The 18537-nt window shown below is 61.1% G+C and carries 27 protein-coding genes; 10 read left to right on the forward strand and 17 right to left on the reverse strand.

What is annotated here, in order from left to right; translation table 11 throughout:
- Positions 1–104 precede the first annotated feature (104 nt).
- On the forward strand, positions 105–263 hold the full coding sequence (locus AC2FLO_RS05985; protein ID WP_480586717.1) for a carbohydrate porin: 159 nt from the start codon (positions 105–107) through the stop codon (positions 261–263).
- An 83-nt stretch (positions 264–346) separates the two neighbouring features.
- Here AC2FLO_RS05985 and AC2FLO_RS05990 read toward each other — a convergent pair whose 3' ends face one another.
- From AC2FLO_RS05990 to AC2FLO_RS06000, 3 genes are read right to left on the reverse strand one after another with little or no spacing between them, the layout of a single operon-like run.
- Complete coding sequence (locus AC2FLO_RS05990) at positions 347–676, reverse strand: DUF1491 family protein (protein WP_209598772.1); 330 nt, start codon at positions 674–676, stop codon at positions 347–349.
- On the reverse strand, positions 673–1581 hold the full coding sequence (gene era / locus AC2FLO_RS05995; RefSeq protein ID WP_209506233.1) for a GTPase Era: 909 nt from the start codon (positions 1579–1581) through the stop codon (positions 673–675). Before era ends, AC2FLO_RS05990 begins: the two co-directional genes overlap by 4 nt.
- 33 nt (positions 1582–1614) lie before the next feature.
- On the reverse strand, positions 1615–1743 hold the full coding sequence (locus tag AC2FLO_RS06000) for a hypothetical protein (RefSeq protein WP_480586378.1): 129 nt from the start codon (positions 1741–1743) through the stop codon (positions 1615–1617).
- Here AC2FLO_RS06000 and AC2FLO_RS06005 point away from each other — a divergent pair.
- Positions 1742–3124 (forward strand): multicopper oxidase family protein, encoded by a 1383-nt coding sequence (locus AC2FLO_RS06005; protein ID WP_496753902.1) that lies wholly within the window; start codon positions 1742–1744, stop codon positions 3122–3124. The genes AC2FLO_RS06000 and AC2FLO_RS06005 overlap by 2 nt on opposite strands.
- Before the next feature lie 2 nt (positions 3125–3126).
- Here the strand turns inward: AC2FLO_RS06005 and AC2FLO_RS06010 are convergent, their stop codons facing one another.
- The 4 genes from AC2FLO_RS06010 to acpS all read right to left on the reverse strand — a co-directional run bounded on the left by AC2FLO_RS06010 (position 3127) and on the right by acpS (position 5663).
- On the reverse strand, positions 3127–3645 hold the full coding sequence (locus tag AC2FLO_RS06010; RefSeq protein WP_480586384.1) for a GNAT family N-acetyltransferase: 519 nt from the start codon (positions 3643–3645) through the stop codon (positions 3127–3129).
- A 22-nt stretch (positions 3646–3667) separates the two neighbouring features.
- Complete coding sequence (rnc, locus tag AC2FLO_RS06015; RefSeq protein WP_496753900.1) at positions 3668–4345, reverse strand: ribonuclease III; 678 nt, start codon at positions 4343–4345, stop codon at positions 3668–3670.
- The gene (lepB, locus tag AC2FLO_RS06020) at positions 4342–5181 is read right to left on the reverse strand and encodes a signal peptidase I (protein ID WP_480870920.1); all 840 of its coding nucleotides are present in this window, start codon (positions 5179–5181) and stop codon (positions 4342–4344) included. The genes rnc and lepB overlap by 4 nt, the downstream gene beginning before the upstream one ends.
- 62 nt (positions 5182–5243) lie before the next feature.
- Positions 5244–5663 (reverse strand): holo-ACP synthase, encoded by a 420-nt coding sequence (gene acpS, locus AC2FLO_RS06025; protein WP_209506227.1) that lies wholly within the window; start codon positions 5661–5663, stop codon positions 5244–5246.
- A gap of 126 nt (positions 5664–5789) precedes the next feature.
- On the opposite strand from acpS, the gene AC2FLO_RS06030 reads away from it, so the two are divergent.
- A complete protein-coding gene (locus tag AC2FLO_RS06030; protein ID WP_496753898.1) occupies positions 5790–6638 on the forward strand; it encodes a CE1 family esterase in 849 nt (282 codons plus the stop codon).
- A 75-nt stretch (positions 6639–6713) separates the two neighbouring features.
- Here the strand turns inward: AC2FLO_RS06030 and AC2FLO_RS06035 are convergent, their stop codons facing one another.
- The 7 genes from AC2FLO_RS06035 to folK form a co-directional block, all read right to left on the reverse strand.
- The gene (locus AC2FLO_RS06035; protein WP_496753896.1) at positions 6714–7187 is read right to left on the reverse strand and encodes a hypothetical protein; all 474 of its coding nucleotides are present in this window, start codon (positions 7185–7187) and stop codon (positions 6714–6716) included.
- The gene (locus tag AC2FLO_RS06040; RefSeq protein ID WP_496753894.1) at positions 7184–7810 is read right to left on the reverse strand and encodes a LysE family translocator; all 627 of its coding nucleotides are present in this window, start codon (positions 7808–7810) and stop codon (positions 7184–7186) included. The genes AC2FLO_RS06035 and AC2FLO_RS06040 overlap by 4 nt, the downstream gene beginning before the upstream one ends.
- A complete protein-coding gene (locus AC2FLO_RS06045) occupies positions 7807–8553 on the reverse strand; it encodes a pyridoxine 5'-phosphate synthase (protein WP_480483761.1) in 747 nt (248 codons plus the stop codon). Before AC2FLO_RS06045 ends, AC2FLO_RS06040 begins: the two co-directional genes overlap by 4 nt.
- Positions 8553–9245, reverse strand: a complete 693-nt coding sequence (locus tag AC2FLO_RS06050) for a DUF2062 domain-containing protein (RefSeq protein ID WP_496753892.1) — start codon at positions 9243–9245, stop codon at positions 8553–8555. The genes AC2FLO_RS06045 and AC2FLO_RS06050 overlap by 1 nt, the downstream gene beginning before the upstream one ends.
- Before the next feature lie 16 nt (positions 9246–9261).
- A complete protein-coding gene (locus AC2FLO_RS06055) occupies positions 9262–11394 on the reverse strand; it encodes a RelA/SpoT family protein (RefSeq protein WP_496753890.1) in 2133 nt (710 codons plus the stop codon).
- Positions 11395–11420: 26 nt separating this feature from the next.
- Positions 11421–11774: a DNA-directed RNA polymerase subunit omega gene (gene rpoZ / locus AC2FLO_RS06060; RefSeq protein ID WP_209506215.1), complete on the reverse strand. Its 354-nt coding sequence runs from the start codon at positions 11772–11774 to the stop codon at positions 11421–11423.
- Between the two features lie 94 nt (positions 11775–11868).
- Positions 11869–12438, reverse strand: coding sequence for a 2-amino-4-hydroxy-6-hydroxymethyldihydropteridine diphosphokinase (folK, locus tag AC2FLO_RS06065; protein WP_496753888.1), 570 nt, complete (start codon positions 12436–12438; stop codon positions 11869–11871).
- Between the two features lie 141 nt (positions 12439–12579).
- On the opposite strand from folK, the gene AC2FLO_RS06070 reads away from it, so the two are divergent.
- From AC2FLO_RS06070 to AC2FLO_RS06100, 7 genes are all read left to right on the forward strand, one after another.
- Complete coding sequence (locus AC2FLO_RS06070) at positions 12580–13155, forward strand: LabA-like NYN domain-containing protein (protein WP_209506211.1); 576 nt, start codon at positions 12580–12582, stop codon at positions 13153–13155.
- Positions 13156–13344: 189 nt separating this feature from the next.
- The gene (gene ispH / locus AC2FLO_RS06075; RefSeq protein ID WP_480483764.1) at positions 13345–14295 is read left to right on the forward strand and encodes a 4-hydroxy-3-methylbut-2-enyl diphosphate reductase; all 951 of its coding nucleotides are present in this window, start codon (positions 13345–13347) and stop codon (positions 14293–14295) included.
- A complete protein-coding gene (locus tag AC2FLO_RS06080) occupies positions 14292–14744 on the forward strand; it encodes a DUF3429 domain-containing protein (RefSeq protein WP_496753886.1) in 453 nt (150 codons plus the stop codon). The genes ispH and AC2FLO_RS06080 overlap by 4 nt, the downstream gene beginning before the upstream one ends.
- Positions 14741–15328 (forward strand): class I SAM-dependent methyltransferase, encoded by a 588-nt coding sequence (locus tag AC2FLO_RS06085; RefSeq protein ID WP_496753885.1) that lies wholly within the window; start codon positions 14741–14743, stop codon positions 15326–15328. The genes AC2FLO_RS06080 and AC2FLO_RS06085 overlap by 4 nt, the downstream gene beginning before the upstream one ends.
- A complete protein-coding gene (gene rnhA, locus AC2FLO_RS06090) occupies positions 15321–15788 on the forward strand; it encodes a ribonuclease HI (protein WP_480559673.1) in 468 nt (155 codons plus the stop codon). The genes AC2FLO_RS06085 and rnhA overlap by 8 nt, the downstream gene beginning before the upstream one ends.
- On the forward strand, positions 15785–16408 hold the full coding sequence (locus tag AC2FLO_RS06095) for a trimeric intracellular cation channel family protein (RefSeq protein WP_496753883.1): 624 nt from the start codon (positions 15785–15787) through the stop codon (positions 16406–16408). The genes rnhA and AC2FLO_RS06095 overlap by 4 nt, the downstream gene beginning before the upstream one ends.
- A gap of 65 nt (positions 16409–16473) precedes the next feature.
- Positions 16474–17076 carry a COG3904 family protein gene (locus tag AC2FLO_RS06100; RefSeq protein ID WP_496753882.1) on the forward strand — a complete coding sequence of 201 codons (603 nt, stop codon included), beginning with the start codon at positions 16474–16476 and terminating at the stop codon, positions 17074–17076.
- Positions 17077–17136: 60 nt separating this feature from the next.
- Here the strand turns inward: AC2FLO_RS06100 and AC2FLO_RS06105 are convergent, their stop codons facing one another.
- The 3 genes from AC2FLO_RS06105 to fmt are packed head-to-tail and all read right to left on the reverse strand — an operon-like array spanning position 17137 to position 18530.
- Positions 17137–17373 (reverse strand): GlsB/YeaQ/YmgE family stress response membrane protein, encoded by a 237-nt coding sequence (locus AC2FLO_RS06105; RefSeq protein WP_267364067.1) that lies wholly within the window; start codon positions 17371–17373, stop codon positions 17137–17139.
- A 1-nt stretch (position 17374) separates the two neighbouring features.
- Positions 17375–17611 carry a hypothetical protein gene (locus AC2FLO_RS06110; RefSeq protein WP_496753880.1) on the reverse strand — a complete coding sequence of 79 codons (237 nt, stop codon included), beginning with the start codon at positions 17609–17611 and terminating at the stop codon, positions 17375–17377.
- A gap of 10 nt (positions 17612–17621) precedes the next feature.
- A complete protein-coding gene (gene fmt / locus AC2FLO_RS06115; protein WP_496753878.1) occupies positions 17622–18530 on the reverse strand; it encodes a methionyl-tRNA formyltransferase in 909 nt (302 codons plus the stop codon).
- Positions 18531–18537: the final 7 nt, after the last annotated feature.

Here is an 18537-nt window from a genome sequence, read left to right on the forward strand (position 1 = left end):
ACAGGTGCCCAAAGGTCTTCCTATCAGCCATCGCACTGGCGGCCACCGTCATCTATTGGCTATGAGTCCTGACCCTAGGGCTGAACTGGGCCGAAGCGAATGGCATTCCCGGCAGCCAGACAACGCTGGAAGCATTCTATCGCTTCTCGATTTCGCCTAGCCTCCAGATCACACCGCCGATCCAGTTCATCAACAATCCGCTGCTTAATCCCGGACGGTCTAGCATCACGATCGTTGGTCTGCGTGCTAGGGTTGTCTTCTAGCAGCGGATACGACTGTTGGGGTGGCCATTTCGTTGGGCGAGGAGCGCCCGCTTTGGGTTCAAAGCCGACATGCATCTGGCCCGCTACTCCAGCCCCTCTTCGCCCAGCAGGTGCCGGCCTTGCCGGTCTTCAACCTCGATCACCCAGAGGTCGGGGTCAAAGCTGCGCTGGCGCTGGATGGCGTGATCCACGTCGCCCTCGGGGCCGGAGGAAAGTTCGACCCATGTGCGTTCGCCGCTCATCAGATCAAAGCTGCGCTGAAAGGCGGTGGCCTGCCCGTCGAGCGTGTTGAGCTTGACCAGAACCGCGCCCGCGGTGTCATCGCCATGGGCCACAACAAAGGCGGGGATTTCCTGAAACCGGAGCCGCGCCAGATAGGCGTGCACCCAGAAATCGGCGGTCAGGCGGGTCATGCGTTGCCGTCTTTGAAATCCAGACCCATTTCCGAATAGCGCTCGGATTCCTCAAGCCAGTTGGGCCGGACTTTCACTTGCAGGAACAGGTGGATCTTGCGGTCTAGGAACTCTTCCAGTTCCGCCCGCGCGGCCTGACTGACGGCCTTGATCGTCTCGCCCTTCTTGCCCAGAACGATGCCCTTGTGGCCGTCGCGCATGACATAGATGACCTGATCGATTCTGGCCGAGCCGTCCTTGCGTTCTTCCCAGGTCTCGGTCTCGACCGTCAGTTGGTAGGGCAGTTCCTGATGCAGGCGCAGGGTCAGCTTCTCGCGCGTCATTTCAGCGGCGATCATGCGCAGGGGCAGATCGGCGATCTGATCTTCGGGATAAAGCCACGGGCCTTCGGGCAATTCGCCCGCCAGCCATTTGCGCAGGTCGTCGACGCCGTGGCCTTTTTCGGCCGAGATCATGAAGGTTTCGGCGAAGGGGTAGCGCGCGTTCAGGTCGCTGGTCAGGGCCAGCAGTTTCTCGGACGGCACCTTGTCGATCTTGTTGATGGCCAGCGCGATGGTGCGGCCCTGCCCGATCTCGGCCAGCCCTTCGAGGATGCGTTCGACCCCTTCGGTGATGCCGCGATGCGCCTCGACCATCAGCACGACGATATCGGCATCGGCGGCCCCGCCCCAGGCGGCGGCGACCATGGCACGGTCCAGACGGCGGCGCGGTTTGAACAGGCCCGGCGTGTCCACAAAGACCAGTTGCGCGTCACCTTCCATCGCAACGCCGCGGATACGCGCACGCGTGGTCTGCACCTTATGGGTCACGATCGAGACCTTGGCCCCGACCATGCGGTTCAGGAGGGTGGATTTGCCTGCGTTGGGCTCTCCGATCAGGGCGATAAATCCGGCGCGTGTGGTCATATGTCTGGCAATCCTGTCTGCAACTGCGCCCCCCTATAGCAGAAAGGGGCGGCGGGCCAGAGGGATTTGTCGCATTGCGGCCCTGCGTTTGCGGTGGCAGGACAGGCTCAGATGCCCAGCCAGTTCCAGCCCGGCAGCAAATCCTTTCAGTGAGGTTGTCATGAAACGTCGCGAGTTTCTTCTTGGAAGCGGTGCCGCCGCTGGCGCGTTTGGGTTGGGCGGATGGTCGCTGGCAGCAGGTGATGCAGCACAGGAACTGGTGCTGCAGCCTGCCAGTTACCGGCTGCGCGAAGGGCTGACCACGGGGATGGTCAGCCTGTCGCCCGATGCGCCGCCGCCGGTTCTGCATGGGCGGCAGGGCGAGCCTATGCGGCTGAGCGTGCGCAACACCTTGCCGGATTACACTTCGATGCACTGGCACGGGCTGCGTATTCGAAACGAGATGGACGGGGTACCCTACCTGACCCAGATGCCCATCGGCGAGGGTGAAAGTTTCACCTATGAGTTCACGCCACCGGATGCGGGGACCTACTGGTATCACCCCCATTGCATGACGATGGAGCAGATGGCGCGCGGGCTGACCGGCGTGATGGTGATTGCCGAGCCGGAAGAGCCGGGGTTCGACAGCGAACAGGTGATCAATCTGCGGGATTTCCGTCTGGACGAGGATGACGCGTTCCTGCCGGCCTATACGGCGCGGGGTGCGGCGCGGGCGGGCACGTTTGGTACGGTGCAGACCGCCAACTGGCAGAGCACGGCAGTTTATGAGCACGCGGCGGGCAGTCTGGTGCGGCTGCGGGTGGTCAACACGGACACGACCCGCATCTATAAGCTGCATCCCGAGGGGGCCGAGACCCGGATCATCGCCTGGGACGGGCATCCGGTCGAGATCGATCTGCCGGTGCCAACGGCGGACGAACCGCTGTTGCTGGGCCCCGGTCAGCGAGTGGATTTTGCCGTCCGGATACCCGAGGGCGAAGGACAGTCGGCGGAGCTGATGGCCAAGTTTCCCGGCCAGCCGCACCGCGCCATGGCGCGCTTGCGGGCGACCGGCACATCAGCGGCGCGTGATCTGAGAGAGCTGCGCCCGCTGCGTGCAAATCCCGTTGCGCGCCCCGATCCGGACCGTGCGGAATTGCATGAGTTCGTCTTTGGCTGGACCCCCAAAGGCGGTGCCCCGAATGACGGGTTCTGCGGCACGCTGGGGTATAGTTTCTGGTCGATCAACCGCAAACCCTGGCCGGGTGATGCAGCGCAGGGCACCGGGCCGCTGGCGGTTCTGGAACAGGGCAAAAGTTATGTCCTGCGGCTGCGCAACGAGTCGCCCAACCTGCATCCGATCCACCTGCACGGGCTGGCCTTCGTGCCGCTGCGATCCAATCTGCGCACCCTGCCACCGCTGATGACCGACACGATGCTGCTGTTGAAGGATGAGGTGGCGGATATCGCACTGGTGGCGGACAACCCTGGCGACTGGGCGTTTCATTGCCATGTGATCGAACATCAGAAAACCGGGCTGACCGGGTTCATCCGGGTGGAGTGATCTTAGCGACGCTCTGGCATGTTCAGCGCCAAAACATGGTTGGGATAGGCTTGGTCCCCGATGCGAAAATCTGTGACACCGACTTGTCGGAACCCCTTGGCCAGATAGAAATCGATTGCGGGCTTGTTCTCGGAATTGGTCGTCAGCCAGATCGCATTCCGGCCTTTGTCCCGCGTATAGTCGACCGCAACGTCCAATAGTGCTGAACCGATGCCTTTTCCGTGATGGCGAGGCTGGACGTAAAACGTCACAATCTCTAGATCAGACAGCCCATCAAGAGGTGCAACGCGTTCTTCAGCCAGCCGAATGTAACCGTCGATCCCATCTTCGTTTTCAGAGACCATCAAAAGGTCTTTCCCATCTTCCAGAAGGGATTCGAACCGGGCCGCTGTGAACTCGGACAGAGCGAACTCGGCAAAGAAGGAGTTCACGCCACGCCGCAAATAGGTGCCGACCCAGACTTCGATCGAGAGTGCCGCAAGGCTAGCGGCGTCCGACTTTTGTGCCGGTCTGATCTTCATGTGCCGGGATCCGCGCTACAGATCAAACCAATTGCCCCAGCAACGCCTTGGCGGCCGCCTGTTCGGCCTGGCGCTTGGAGCCTGCGGTGGCTTGTGCCTCGGTTCCGTCCTGAAGGCGGGCGGCGATGGTGAAGACGGGGGCGTGGTCGGGGCCGCTGCGTTTGACCTCGACATAGCTGGGTGGTTTCTGGCCGCGCGCCTGTGCCCATTCCTGAAGCGCTGTTTTGGCGTCACGGGCGTCGGCCTCGACCTTGTGGATGCGGTCGCCCCAGAGGGCGAGGATGACATCGCGGGCGGCTTCGAACCCGGCGTCGCGGTAGATGGCAGCAATTACCGCCTCCATCGCGTCGCCCAGCAGCGCCTGTTTGCGGCGCCCACCCGAGAGCATCTCGGACCGGCCCAGTTTCAGCACCGCGCCCAGATCGATTTGGCGGGCGACATCTGCGCAGGCCTCTTTCCGGACGAGCGCGTTGAACCGGGGCGCAAGCTGGCCTTCGGAGGCTTTCTTGTCGGCCTCAAGCAGCGCGGTGGCCATGACAAGGCCCAGTACGCGGTCGCCCAGAAACTCCAACCGCTGATTGTCGGGCCGGGTCGACGATGAGACCGAGCCGTGGGTCAGCGCACGCACCAGAAACTCGGGGTTGGCAAATTCATACCCCAAACGCTGCTGAAACGCCTTTATCTCGGCTGAGAGCTTCAATTGACCGCCTTGAAGAAGCGATCCCCGCGCCAGGTCCAGAAGAACAGCATAGACCGGCCGGCGGACGAGAACATGATCCGGTCGGCGCGACCGATCAGGTTTTCGTAGGGCACATAGCCAACCCCGCCAGCGGATTGCGGCAGGCGGCTGTCAGCCGAGTTGTCGCGGTTGTCGCCCATGAAGAAATAGTGGCCTTCGGGCACGGTATAGATGCCGGTATTGTCCGAGCCCTGATTGCCGATATTCAGCACGTCATAGGTGACGCCGTTGGGCAGGGTTTCAATCAGGCGTGACTTTTCACAGGCGCCGCCAACGCCAACGGGGCCGTTTTCGCAGCGCGGGCGCAGGCGTTGCGGGCCCTGCGGTTCGGCGATTTCGGTGAATATGCCGTCAGGCTGTTGCGGAACCGGTGTGCCGTTGAGGATGATCTGCCCCTCGCGGACCTGAATGCGGTCGCCCGGCAGGCCGATCAGGCGCTTGATATAATCGCGCCCGCTGACCGGGTGGCGGAAGACGATGACATCGCCGCGCACGGGGTCGCCGCCCCAGATGCGGCTGTCGTCATCACCCTGCATCCAGCCGCAGAGATCTTCGGCGTCGATATTCAGGCCTACACTGGGAATGATCAGGCTGGGGCATGAGGCGTAGGAATAGCCGTAGGCCATCTTGTTGACGAAGAGGAAATCGCCGATCAGCAGCGTCTGCTTCATCGAACCGGAGGGAATCCAGAACGGTTGAAAGAAGAGTGTCCGGAACACGCCCGCGATCAGCAGGGCATAGACGATGGTCTTGATCGTTTCCCAGACGCCGCTTCCGGTTTTGGCTTCGTCGGCCATACTGCTCTCTCCAGTTCTCTGTGCTTGGCTTCGCTGCTACATGCGGGGGGGATGGGGTCAAGTCAAGGCTGTGTGACGTGATCTTGCAGGGGACGCGCCTCGATCACGACAAAGGCCTGTGCCCAGGGGTGGTCATCGGTCAGCGTGACGTGGATGATCGCCTCGTGCCCTGCGGGGGTCAGTTCGTTCAGGCGTTCGGCAGCCCAGCCGGTGACATGCATCACCGGCTGCCCGGTGCGCAGGTTGGTGACGGCCATGTCCTTCCACGAAATGCCCATGCGCAGGCCGGTGCCGAGCGCCTTGGAACAGGCCTCTTTCGCGGCCCAGCGCTTGGCATAAGTACCTGCGGTATCCGCACGGCGTTCGGCCTTGCGCTGTTCGGTGTCGGTAAAGACACGGTTGCGGAACCGGTCGCCGAAACGGTCAAGCGTGCCCTGAATGCGGTCGATATTTGCAAGGTCTGTGCCGATGCCGAGGATCATGTGGCTCTCATTTCTCTGGTCGGGCCAATCAACGGCAATTGATGACCACGCGCAAGCGGTTGGTTGCCGCATTCCGTGATATACTTTACCGGAATGTTCAATTTTTACGTTGGTACGGGGGACGCAATGTTAAAAATTCCGTTCATGGCAATCGCGGTGGCTGGCATTGTCGCAAGCACCGTTTCCCCCGCTTTTGCACAGGATTGCGGAACCGAGGAAACCCCCTGTCAGGTAGGAGAGTTGTCCTATCGGGTGGTTCTGCCCGAGGCCGCGCCCGAGCCGCCAGCTGTTATCTATCTGCATGGCTATGGGGCAACGGCGAATTCAGCTGTGAATCTTTCCGGCCTCGCGGCGGCCTTTACCGACCGCGGCATCGCCTTTATCGCGCCGAACGGTCAGGTCGACATTGGCAACCCCAAGGCGCTGGATTGGGGGGTGCATGATGGTTATCGCTGGCCGCGGGATGATCTGGCCGCGCTGGAGCAGATCAAGGAAGACGCCATTGCCCGTTTCGACCTGAACGCAGATCGCATTTTGCTGGCGGGGTATTCACGCGGCGGATCACTGGTTTGGGACAAGGCCTGCACGGACCATTCCTTTGCCTTTGCCTATGCCTCGGCATCAGGGGCCTTTTGGGAGCCAATGTGGCGGCGGTGCAGCGGCCCGGTTCACATGCATCATTCCCACGGATTTGCAGACCGCACCGTCCCGCTGGAGGGGCGTTTTGTGACCTTTGGGGACTATGATTTCGAACAGGGCAGCGTTTTGAAATCCATTGAAATTCTGACCAGAACCAATGGATGCGGGCAGATGGCAAACAGCGTTGCAACAGAGGGCGCATCTTGGCGAAAGAAGTGGAGCAAGTGTCAGGACGGCTCTGTCACCCTGGCGCTTGGGCCACATGGCCACGGCAGGCAGCCCGGTTGGGGTGATACCGTGGCGGATTGGTTTCTGGAAATCTCGAACGCGCCCTAGCGCTTCCACCGGATTTTGCGGAAATCAATTTGCGTGCGTTTGCCAGGTCTGTACCGATACCGAGGATCAGTTGTGTCAGCTTCTTTCACCGCCAAAAAGCGTTCGTTTTGCCTGTATCGATTGCGATAGCACGGCTCGGCAGATGCCTATAGAAACCGCTGCCCAAAACAGCAGAGCACTGTTTCTAAAAGCGAAAGCCGAAAAATCAAATTGGTGCCAATACCTGAAGTGGTAAAACAATGCTGCGAGTTGCATAGCCCACAACACCGCCACTGAAAGACCAACCATGTAGGCTGCGTTGTACCACAATGTGGCGTTTGCGGTTGTTTCAGAAAACCTCTTTGACCATGGATGTGTGAGAACCACTGCTGCCATAAAGCTGGGGGTCACAAAGAAATCGACCGGAAAGAAAAACACACCTTCGAGGCCCAGTTTTTCCCGGGCAAAGCCCGACGAAACCGACAGCATCATACTAACAACGAAACAAACCACGTACCAAACCCGGTTAAACAACAAGGTTTTTTGCTCGGATGTCCAAAGGTTGATCACCCCAACCGCACCGTCAGGATCTTGTAACTCGCCACCCCGAAGAACCCGGCGAAGGCGAAATCGAACCAGCGGCGGGCGCGACGGTAGGTGCGGACCATGCGGGCGGATGAGAACAAAAACGCATAGCCGACGAAGATCATCAGTGATCCTGCGTACAGCATGGCGAAATAGCCCAGCAGCATCGGTAGGCTGGCATCGCTTGGCGCGACGATGGCATAGATCGACCCCCAGCTGAGGATTGCCTTGGGGTTGGTCAGGTGGATCGCCGCACCTTTGGCAAAGATCGTGGGCAGCGTGCCGGTGACCGGTTTGCCCAGGGCGACCTCCTCATCCGAGGTCATCGCGCGTTTCAGGGCCTTCAGCGCCAGCCAGCCCAGATAGGCCACGCCGACATAGCGGATCACCTCGAACAGCCAGACATTGGCCAGCATGACCGCCGACAGGCCCAGCGCTGCGGCAATGCCCCAAGCGGCCGATCCGGCGCAGATGCCAAGGGCAAAGGCCAGCCCGGCGGTGCGGCCTTCGTTCATGGCGGTTCCGGCAATGCCCATCGTGGCCGGGCCCGGCGAGCCCCCGGCCATCAGCCAGGCGAACCAGATGGCGATAAAGCCGGGGGTGATCACGCGCGTGCCTCGTCCATCAGACGGCGCATTTCCCGAATGGCGGGGGTGAGACCCAGAAAGATTGCCTCGCCAATCAGGAAATGCCCGATGTTCAGTTCCATGACCTCAGGGAAGGCGGCAACCGGCTTTACGGAGTCGTAGGTCAGGCCATGGCCTGCATGGACCTCGAGCCCCAGAGAATGGGCAAAGGTGGACATCTGGCGCAGCGATTCAAGCTCGCGCGCGGCGGCGTCCATGCGGCCTTCGGCGTGGGCGTCGCAATAGGCGCCGGTGTGCAACTCGATCACCTCGGCACCGATACGGTGCGCGGCCTCGATCTGGCGCTGATCCGCGGCGATGAAGATTGACACGCGGCACCCGGCCTCGCGCAGGGGGGCGATGAAATGGGCCAGCTTGTTTTCCTCGCGCGCGACTTCGAGCCCGCCTTCGGTTGTGCGTTCCTCGCGCTTTTCGGGAACGATACAGACGGCGTGCGGCTTGTGGCGCAGGGCGATTTTCTGCATCTCTTCGGTGGCGGCCATTTCAAAGTTCAGAGGCACCGACAGAACCTCCATCAGGCCGTCGATATCGGCGTCCGAGATATGGCGGCGGTCTTCGCGCAGATGCGCGGTGATGCCGTCGGCGCCGGCTTCTTCTGCCAGCTTGGCGGCGCGCAGCGGGTCAGGATAGGCCCCGCCGCGCGCGTTGCGCACGGTGGCGACATGATCGATATTCACACCCAGACGCAGACGGCTTTCGGACATCATTTGGTTCCTTTTGCAGATTTTCGCCCCGACCTTAGCGATCTTGGCGCGGGACTGGCAGTTGTTTCTCCGGCCAGACGTTTGATTTCTTCAAACTTTGCCTTGATCTTCGCGCGGCGGCGCTGCTGGTAGGTCAGGATCAGCGGCAGGCTGAGGTAGTAGCAGATGATGCCCGCCACGATACCGGGGATGATGCCGCCAATCATGTAGGGATAGAAAACGTCATCGTAGAACTGCCCCAGCCCGTGCCAGTCGGCCACGCGATCAGTAAAGAGCGCAAGAAGGTTGTCCTTGAGGTCACCGATGGCGTCGGCAAATTTGCCCATCAGCCCCTGCGTGTCGCCTTCTTCATATTCGGTGCCCAGTAGGAAATGCCCGGTTTGCAGGCAGATCACCCCAATCGGGACATAGGTCAGGGGGTTGCCAAAGAACGTGCCGCTGAGCGCGGCCAGAATATTTCCCTTGATCAGCCGCGCACCAATTGCCGCAACCAGAAAGTGCAGCCCGTAAAACGGCGTGAAGGATGCGAAAACGCCCGCCCCGATGCCGCGGGCGATCCGGTCAGGGGAATCCGGCAGGCGGCGGACACGGTGTTTGACATAGTGGAAGGCGCGGGTCCATCCGCCACGCGGATAGACGAGTTCCGATGCGACCTGAACAGGAGAGCGTCGGTCTCGGCGCTTGAATACCACCCGTGATCACCCCTTCTCAGCCAGCCGCGGTCGCGGTTTTGGTCCGGTCCCGATAACGCTCGACCGCTGCAACATCGCTTTCAGCCTCAAGCATCAGCATCAGCGAATGCAACTGTTCAAGGTCGCGCAGTTCGACATTGATCAGCAGGCGGTAAAAATCCGGTTTGCGGTCCACAAATTCCAGGTTCGAGATATTGGCCTTTTTCTCGCCGATCAATGTGCAAATGCGCCCCAGAACCCCGGCATCGTTGCCGATGGTCAGATCCAGTGTCGCCCCATAGACGGCCGGGTGCGTACCCGAATGCCAGTGCAGATCGACCCAGCGTTCCGGTTCGCTTTCATATTGGCTGAGCTTGTCGCAGTCGATGGCGTGCACCACAACACCCTTGCCCCGGTAGGTGATGCCGACGATCCGTTCGCCCGGCAGCGGCTGACAGCAGGGCGCGCGGTCGAATTTCTGGCCGGGTTCAAGACCGATCACGGCGCGCCGCAGCGGAATGGCGTCGCCGTCATCCTGAGCCAGTTCGGGATAGACGGCCTGAACCACCTCATGAGCGGTTAGTTCGGCACTGCCCAGACGGGCCAGCAATTCATGCCGGTCTTTCAGGCGCAGGTGCTTGGCGGCGGTATCAAGCGCCTTGTCGGTGGCCTTGCGCCCCACATGGTCAAAGCCCGAGCGCGCCAGTTCCTTGCCCAGCTTGATGAACCGTTCGCGATCCACCTCGCGCAGGGCGCGGCGGATGGCGGTACGGGCCTTGCCGGTGACGGCGATCTCAAGCCATGTGACCTGCGGTGTCTGCCCGTCAGCGGTGATGATATCGACCGACTGGCCGTTCTTCATCCGCGTCCAGAGCGGCACGCGAATGCCATCGACCTTGGCCCCCACACAGGCATGGCCGATCCGGGTGTGGATGGCATAGGCGAAATCGATCGGGGTCGCACCGCGCGGCAGTTTCACCACGTCGCCCTTGGGGGTGAAGCAGAAGACCTGGTCCGAATACATCTCGAGCTTGACGGCTTCGAGGAAATCTTCGTGATCGTCCTCGTTGTCGAATTGCTCGGTCAGGTTGGATATCCACTTCGCCGGGTCGACGGCAAAGGGGTTTTCCGTGCGCACCCCGTCCCGGTAGGACCAGTGCGCCGCAACGCCGGTTTCTGCCACATCGTGCATCTGGCGGGTGCGGATCTGAACTTCGACCCGTTTGCCGTCGCGGCCCGAAACGGTGGTGTGAATCGAGCGGTAACCATTCGATTTCGGCTGGCTGATATAGTCCTTGAACCGACCCGGCACCGCGCGCCAGCGCTGATGGATGGCCCCAAGCGTGCGATAGCAGTCTTCTTCCGTCTGGGTGATGATGCGGAACCCGTAGATATCCGAGAGGCGCGAGAAGCCCTGATCCTTTTCCTGCATCTTGCGCCAGATCGAATAGGGTTTCTTGGCGCGGCCAAAGACTTCGGCTTCGATGCCCGCCTTTTCCAGCTCGTGACGCATGTCACCGGTGATGCGGTGGATCACATCGCCGGTTTCACGTTGCAGCGTGATAAAGCGACGGATGATCGACTGGCGGCCTTCGGGGTTCAGGACGCGGAACGCGAGGTCTTCGAGCTCCTCGCGCATCCATTGCATCCCCATGCGGCCCGCAAGCGGCGCGTAGATATCCATCGTCTCGCGCGCTTTCTGAACCTGCTTTTCGGGCCGCATCGCCTTGATGGTGCGCATGTTGTGCAGACGGTCGGCCAGCTTGACCAGAATGACCCGCAGGTCCTTGGACATGGCCATGAACAGCTTGCGGAAATTCTCGGCCTGCTTGGTTTCGCGGCTGGACAGTTGCAGGTTGGTCAGCTTGGTGACGCCGTCGACCAGCTTGGCGACCTCATCCCCAAACAGATCGGACACCTTGCCGTAATTGGCCTTGGTGTCTTCGATCGTGTCATGCAGCAATGCGGTGATGATCGTCGCATCATCCAGACGCTGTTCGGTCAGGATGGCGGCAACGGCAACAGGGTGGGTAAAGTAGGGCTCGCCAGAGTGGCGGACTTGCCCTTCGTGCATCTGCTGGCCAAACTCATAGGCCAGCGCGATACGTTCAGCATTCGTCTTGGGATTGTAGTTGCGGACCAGCGCAATCAGATCGTCAGCAGAAATCATCCGGTCCGCACCTTCGTCTTTGGAGCTTACCCCTGCCCTTGAGCCTCCATCAGAGCGCGCAGGAGCTTTTCTTCGGACATGTCGTCCATCGCAGGCTTGTCCGACTCGGCACCCATCAGCAGCGCCATCTGATCTTCTTCCGGCTCATCAACCTCGATCTGGGTCTGGTTGGCCTCGATCAGGCGTTCGCGCAGGGCGTCAGCGCCTTGGGTCTCGTCGGCGATTTCGCGCAGGGACACGACAGGGTTCTTGTCGTTGTCGCGGTCAACGGTAATCGCGGCACCGGCAGAAATCTCGCGCGCCCGATGGGCGGCCAGCATTACCAGTTCGAACCGGTTTGGAACCTTGTCTACGCAATCTTCAACCGTCACGCGGGCCATTGGGCGCTCTCCGTTTCTGAGTCCATGTCAGGAAGGGGTTTATCTAAGCGCGATTCCGCGCCTTGACAAGCAGGAAATGCTGCATTTGCAGGGATCACAGCGGCGTAACCGCCGCAACCTCGGACGGGGGCAGGTCGTCGACCATCTGGGAAACCGTGCGATCAAGCACGGGGTGGCGCCAGTCGGGCACAATATCCGCCATCGGCACAAGCACAAAAGCGCGGTCCTGAAGGCGCGGATGCGGCAGGATCAGCTGTTCCGGTGCCTCATGCCGCTGTGCCTCGGGCGGCAGGGTCAGCCAGCGGTCGAACAAGGCGCGGTCAGGCAGAATCTGATCGCTATAGCATACAAGATCCAGATCCAGCGTCCGCATTCCCCAGCGCTGCACCCGTTCACGACCGAACTGGTGTTCAACCTCGTGCAGCACGCGCAAAAGCTGGGCCGCGGATTTGTCGGTTTCGATCAGCACAGCCGCATTCACGTAGTCCGGACCAGCGCCAGCGGGGAAGCAGGGCGTCGCAAAAAACCGGCTGACAGAGCGAATCACTACGCCCTGTTGCGAAAGTGCGTCAATTGCGCGCTGTAGCGTTACAGCGGGCCCATTTCCTCTCAGATCGAGATTCGCGCCCAATGCCACAACCGCATTTGGCAAAGAATTGTACATATGCTACCCTATATTCGACACATTGCATACTTGCGATAAGCGACAAAACTTCTATTTATAAGCTCACCAGATTGCGTCAATTTGTAAAACACCCACTCACGTAACGCGGCGCAGTCTGGATTATACTGGAAGGACCAATTTATGTTTTATAAGGACGAACGGCTAGCGCTGTTCATCGACGGCTCGAATCTTTATGCCGCGGCAAAAGCACTCGGTTTTGACATAGACTACAAACTTCTGCGGCAGGAATTCATGCGCCGTGGCAAGTTGCTTCGGGCTTTCTACTATACAGCGCTGCTTGAAAACGACGAGTATTCACCGATCCGCCCATTGGTTGACTGGCTTCATTACAATGGCTTCACCATGGTCACAAAACCGGCCAAGGAATACACCGACAGCATGGGGCGTCGGAAAGTCAAAGGAAACATGGATATCGAGCTGACAGTCGATGCCATGGAACTGGCACCGCGTGTGGATCATATCGTGCTGTTCTCGGGTGACGGGGATTTCCGCCCGCTGATCGCCAGCCTGCAACGTCAGGGCGTTCGCGTGTCTGTCGTGTCAACGATCCGCAGCCAGCCGCCGATGATTTCGGACGAGCTGCGACGTCAGGCCGACAACTTCATCGAGTTGGAAGATCTGCGTGACGTGATCGGTCGCCCGCCGCGTGAAATGCCGGCAGAGCATCGCAGCGTCGCGGTTGCAGGCGGCAGCTGATCCGGCACCACTGCCTGTTGATGGGAAAAATTCGCGCGGTCAGGACCGGAGTCCTGGCCGCGCTTCTTTAACTAAGGATTGGTGCTGAAACATCCTCTGACTAACAACGATTCGTGTCAGATGAATGACAATGTCCTGTCTGGACCAAGGCCGGGAAAAGACTTACCTGTGCCCTAAGGAGACAGCCGAATGACCAAGCCGCCACTGACACTTTATCTGGCCGCCCCCCGCGGGTTCTGCGCCGGTGTGGACCGCGCCATCAAGATCGTTGAAATGGCCCTGCAGAAATGGGGGGCACCGGTCTATGTGCGCCACGAGATCGTGCATAACAAATTCGTGGTCGACGGGTTGCGGGCCCAAGGGGCTGTGTTTGTCGAAGAACTGCATGAATGCCCCGATGACCGCCCGGTGATCTTTTCCGCCCATGGTGTGCCGAAATCGGTACCAGCCGAAGCCGCGCAGCGTGAGATGATCTATGTGGATGCCACCTGTCCGCTGGTGTCGAAGGTTCATGTCGAGGCGCAGCGCCATGCGGATGCGGGATTGCAGATGATCATGATCGGCCACAAGGGCCATCCCGAAACCGTTGGCACCATGGGACAGCTGCCCGAGGGTGATGTGCTGCTGGTCGAAACGGTCGAGGATGTGGCCGCCGTGCAGGTGCGCGACCCCGACGCGCTGGCCTTTGTCACCCAGACCACCCTGTCGGTGGATGATACCAAGGACATCATCGCAGCCCTTCAGGCCCGGTTCCCGGCCATTGTCGGCCCGCATAAGGAAGACATTTGCTATGCCACGACCAACCGGCAGGAGGCCGTGAAGGCCGTGGCCCCCAAGGCCGATGCGCTGCTGGTTGTGGGGGCTCCGAACTCGTCCAATTCCCGCCGTCTGGTCGAGGTTGCATCGCGCGAGGGGTGCAAATACGCGCAGCTGGTCCAGCGCGCGACCGAAATCGACTGGCGCGCTTTGCAGGGCATCAAAAGCGTTGCGGTGACCGCAGGCGCATCGGCCCCGGAATTGCTGGTGAACGAGGTGATCGACGCCTTCCGCGACCATTACGATGTCACTGTCGAGCCGGTCGAGACCGCAACCGAAAACGTCGAATTCAAAGTGCCGCGCGTGTTGAGGCAACCGGCGTGACCGGCGTGCCGAAGGCGCCGCTCTATCTGGGGCTGGCGGGACTGGTCCCGTTTGTCTGGGGCGCGCTGACCTATCTGAACGGTGATCTGAACGCCTGGGGCGCGCGCAACTTTGGCCCACGCTTTGTTGGCCCTTATGTGCAGCTGTTCTATGGCTCGGTCATCCTGAGCTTTATGTCAGGTGTGCTGTGGGGCTTTGCCACCAAGACCTCGGGCAGCAAGGCTGCGCTGTGTTATGGGCTGTCGGTCCTGCCTGCGCTGTGGGCCTTTGCCATGACGGGTGGCGGGCCGGTCACTGCGGGCACCAATCTGATCTACGGGTTCACTGGCTTGCTGCTGCTGGACGCCCTGTTTTCATACTGGCGGCTGACGCCGGTCTGGTGGATGCAGCTGCGTATCCTGCTGACCGCAGTCGTTCTGGCCAGCCTAGCCGTAGGAGTGTACCTGTGAGCGACAAACGCACGATTGATGCCTATACGAACAGAGTAAACGAATATCTGGCCATTCCTCTGCCAGCCGAACAGCTCAAGACCCGTCAGGATTTTGTCGATGCGGTCGGTGCGGGCGGCTATGTGCTGGATCTGGGGTCAGGCCCCGGATCGGACAGCGGTTTCCTGATGCGTCAGGGGCTGAAGGTGCGGGCGCTGGATGCCACCCCCGCCTTTGTCGAACATGCCCGCCGGAACGGGGTGGACGCGCATCTGGGTACGTTCGACGATGTTACCGAAACCGCCGAATATGATGGAGTTTACGCCAGTTTTTCCCTGCTGCACGCGCCGCGTGCGGATTTTCCGCGTCACCTGAAAGCGATCCACACGGCCCTGAAGCCCGGCGGCCAGCTGTTTCTGGGCATGAAGCTGGGCACGGGCGAGCATCGTGACGATCTGGACCGCTATTACACCTATTACTCGGAAGCCGAGATAAGAGAGGCGCTGACCCAGGCCGGGTTCACGATTGACCGCACGGTCGAAGGGATGGGCAAGGGTCTGGCCGGGTCGTACGACGGGTTTATTCTGGTGTTCGCCCATGCCTGAGTTGTTTGCCTATACAGATGGCGCCTGTTCCGGCAATCCTGGCCCCGGTGGCTGGGGTGTGCTGCTGCGCGCTATGAACGGCGACAGCGTTCTGAAAGAGCGGGAACTGAACGGCGGCGAGGCCGAGACCACCAACAACCGGATGGAGTTGCTGGCTGCCATCAGCGCGCTGGAGACGCTGGAGCGCCCGTCGAAGATCACCATTGTCACCGACAGCGCTTATGTGAAGAACGGCGTCACCGGCTGGATATTCGGCTGGAAGCGGAACGGCTGGAAAACCTCGAACAAGAAGCCGGTCAAGAATGTCGATCTGTGGCAGCGTCTGGACGAGGCGCAGGATCGCCACGACGTGACATGGGAATGGGTCAAAGGCCATGCGGGCCATCCCGAAAACGAAAAGGCCGATGAACTGGCCCGCGCAGGCATGGCGCCCTTCAAGCCGAAAAAGGCGCAGGCGTGAGTGCGCTGACGCTGCTGGATTATGCCTCGGTTCTGATCTTTGCGCTGACCGGGGCGCTGGTGGCCAGCCGGGCGCAGCTGGATCTGGTGGGTTTTGCCTTCATGGCCTGCCTGACCGCAGTTGGCGGCGGCACGGTACGCGACCTGCTGCTGGACCGGCACCCGATCTTCTGGGTCGGCCAGCCGGATTACATCCTGATCGCCGTCGCGGCGGCGGTGTTTGTGTTCTTTACCGCGCATCTGGTGGAAAGCCGCTATAACTGGCTGGTCTGGCTGGACAGTTTCGCGCTGTCGGTCGCCGTTGCCGCCGGAACCGGTGCCGCGCTGTCACTGGATCAGCCCGGTATCATCGTCGTGCTGATGGGTGTAACGACAGGGTGTCTGGGCGGGCTGATGCGCGACGTGGTCTGCAACGAGGTGCCGCTGGTGCTGAAACAGGGCGAACTTTACGTCTCGTGCGCGTTTATGGGGGCGTTGACGGCGGTACTTGCGGTCAGGCTGGGGCTGGGGCCCGCCTTTGTGCTGGGCCTGTGCGCCTTTGTGTGCTGGGCCTTGCGGGCCGGGTCGCTGGTGTTTGGCTGGCAGTTGCCCGTCTACAAAAGCCGCCCGCCCCGCAACTGAACCTGTCGGTGGACGCGACCGGGGCGGGCTGATAGCTGTTTGAAACACGCAGCCCGGAGGCCAAATTGTCGTTCAGACTTACATCGATAGCGGTCTCACTGGCTTTGCTGGCCTCATGCGGCACATATTATGCACCTGTCCGCTTTGTTGCCGAGGGTGACCGGATCATCGCCTCGGGTACGATTGACGAAACGACGCTGTCCGCTTTTGAAGACGTCACCGCCGAAAACCCCGAAGCGCGCACGCTGGTGCTGCAATATATCGAGGGGTCGGTGGATGACGACGCCAATGTCATCTTCAGCCGCGAGGTGCGCAGGGCCGGGTTCGATACCGTCGTGCCGTCGGACGGTCTGGTTGCCAGCGGCGGCACCGATCTGTTCCTGGCCGGACGCCGCCGCGTTTTGCAGCCGGGAGCCTGCGTGGGCGTGCACAGCTGGGCCGGATCGGGGCTGGTGGCCACGGAGCTGCCCAAGGATGACCCGGAACATGACCGCTATCTGGATTATTTCAGGGACATCGGCGTGGATGAGGCGTTTTACTGGTACACACTGTATGCGGCCCCGGCCGACAGCATCCACTGGATGACCGCCGCCGAGGCGAACCGGTTCGATATGACGACGAAAGCTGCCCCGGCGCTTGGCTCGGCGCTGGAGTGCGACGAGCGCTGATCTGCTGCGCTATCTGTCGAGTGAAGGTTTCCGGGACGGAATGCGCGGCCCAAGAATACATCAGCGGCGCAGGTAGGTCTGCCAGATCCAGATCACCAGCAATGCGCCCAGAACCGCACCCACAAAACCCGACATCCAGCCCATGACGGTTATCAGAAACCGCAGAACGAACCCACCGATCAGAGCCCCTATGACGCCGATCAGCATGGTGGTTGGAATGTCCGCCTCGATCCGCATCAGGCGGGTGGCGAGGAACCCCGCGGCAGCGCCGATGATGATCAGGGCGACGATGGGCATGTCACTTCCTCCAATGCGTCGGCACGATGATCAGGGCGCCGATAGACGAGATCACCGCATCCAGACCCGGAGGGCCAAAACTGATACCGAACATGATGCGGATGAAGTAGAACAGGAACGCCCCGCCCACGCAGATGATGATCGACTGAAGATAGCCGTTATGGGTGAATCCGGTCTGTTCGGACAGATATCCGACGATCCCGGCAATCACGACGATCCCCATCATCACCATGAACATCGGGCTTCTCCTAGGTCAGGCGGGTGCCGGTGGGAATGGGCCAGCCCCGCAGGAAGGTTTCCCTATCCTGCGCGCCTTTGCCCGCCCGTTGCAAGCGCAGCAGTTCGACCGCGCCCTGACCGCAGGCCACGTGCAGGTCGTTTTTCAGAACTTCACCGGCTGCGCCCTGCCCGTCTGCCAGCCGCGATGCCAGCAGCTTGATGCGTTCGCCATTCATTTCGGTCCATGCGCCGGGAAAGGGTGACAGCCCGCGGATTTGCCTGTCGACCTCGACCGCCGGGCGGGTCCAGTCGATGCGGGCCTCGGACTTGTCGATCTTGGCGGCATAGGTCACGCCATCCTCGGGCTGCGGTTCCTGTATCAGGTCCGGCAGCTTGGCCAGCGCCTCGACGATCAGCGCGGCCCCCATGGCCGAGAGCCGGTCATGCAGATGCGCGGTGGTTTCTTCAACCTCAATCGCGGTTGCCTGTCGCAACAGGACCGGGCCGGTGTCCAGACCGGCCTCCATCTGCATGATACAGATCCCGGTTTCGGCATCGCCGGACATGATCGCCCGGTGGATCGGGGCGGCACCGCGCCAGCGCGGCAGCAGGCTGGCGTGGATGTTCAGGCAGCCGTGTCGCGGCGCGTCCAGAATGGGTTGCGGCAGGATCAGGCCATACGCGACGACGACGGCGATATCGGCGTTCAGCGCGGCAAATGCGGTCTGTTCGTCAGCGGATTTCAGAGAGGTTGGGTGGCGAACGGGCAGGCCCAGCGCCTCGGCCCGGGCGTGAACCGGCGTCGGGCGGTCTTTCTTGCCACGCCCGGCGGGGCGCGGGGGCTGACAGTAGACGGCGGCGATGTCGTGCCCGGCCTTGACGAGTGCGTCCAGCACCGGGACCGAAAAATCAGGGGTTCCCATGAATATGATGCGCATCGTTGGC

This window comes from Ruegeria sp. TASC047 (assembly GCF_059612445.1).